General features: G+C 63.1%; 2 protein-coding genes. Both read right to left on the bottom strand.

Annotated elements, in window-relative coordinates; translation table 11 throughout:
* Positions 1 to 321, bottom strand: a 321-nt coding sequence (locus NJ959_RS29840) for a hypothetical protein (RefSeq protein WP_254015384.1), incomplete at its 3' end; no start/stop codon positions are given.
* A gap of 148 nt (positions 322 to 469) precedes the next feature.
* Positions 470 to 1,172 (bottom strand): DUF1559 family PulG-like putative transporter (locus NJ959_RS29835; RefSeq protein ID WP_254015383.1); only part of this gene is annotated, 703 nt, incomplete at its 5' end.

Raw genomic sequence — 1,172 nt, 5'->3', positions numbered from 1 at the left:
CGTCAACAAGATGAGAGCAACGCCCAGCATGCCGAACACGAGCAGCGTCATCTTCGCGAACGCGCGAATACCCCACGCGAGGAAGTAGCCGATCGCGAAAGAGAGTCCCAAACGAAACGCCGCGGGGCCAGCATTGTCCACGAGCCGCGGCTCCGGTTCCACAACCGTCTTGGTCGTCGGCCCTTCCGCTTGTCCCGTCAGCCCCGCCATTCCTGTGACCGGCGCCTTGTGCTCGACAACTTTCGGCTCGGGCCTGGTCGCCGCCGCATACGCCCACACGCCGCCGCCCAGCACCATCACAAAGACCGCGAGCGCGAGCATGCGGGACTTGAACGGATTGGAACGCTGCCCGGGCGAGCGAGGGCCTTGATTCAGTCGTCAGTTCGCTGCACCTTCATCTGCCATGGCACTCTCTCCCCAGAACGATCTCAGCGAACTGAATCCGACGCAGTGCGCGTGTGTTCGCGAATCACGTAAGGAACGTGTATCGCTCCGTCGTATTCTCTACACCCTGCGGCACCAGCACGCGAATCTTCACGTGCATGTCCATGAACAAGAGGTTTGCTTCCGTCGATCCCTGGCGCTTGTCATTGAACCAGTGCATCCCGCGATCGCCGCCCTCTTGATAGTTGTAGATCGTCTGCGTTCCCACGACCCACGTGCGCGAGGGATTTGCGATCTGTGGCAATGGCCCGCCGCCGCCATCCGGGCCTCGCGGCACGAGTGTCGCCGTCTTCTCGCCGTCCACGCCATGATCGTTGAGGACATAACTCGAACCAACGAACGTGTACATCGACGACGTCGAGTCGAACCCGGGGATCGGCACGCCGGTCGAGGTCGCGCCCTTGTCGACCGGGCTCTTGAACACCGGCAACTCCGTCGTGGAATCGTCCGCGCCGGACGGCAACTCGATGTCAACCACATACGGATTCAAAGGCCTGCCCAGCACGCCAATCGTGTCGAGGCCATAGAACGGCAGGATGCCGCGCTTGCCTGCGAACAACGCCCCGATCACGGCCGAACCGCCGCCGGGCAAAGGCCCCAGCGCCTGTGGCAAACAGTTCTTCTGCGAATCGAGATAGCCCGTGAGGCCGATCGCGATCTGGTGCAGGTTGCTGCCGCAGGCCGTCGCGCGTGCGGTCGCGCGAGCCTGTCCGAGCGCTGGCAACAGA

Origin of the sequence: Limnofasciculus baicalensis BBK-W-15 (genome assembly GCF_024178385.1) — a bacterium.
Taxonomy (GTDB): domain Bacteria; phylum Cyanobacteriota; class Cyanobacteriia; order Cyanobacteriales; family Coleofasciculaceae; genus Limnofasciculus; species Limnofasciculus baicalensis.
This window is presented reverse-complemented; position numbering and strand designations above follow the sequence as displayed.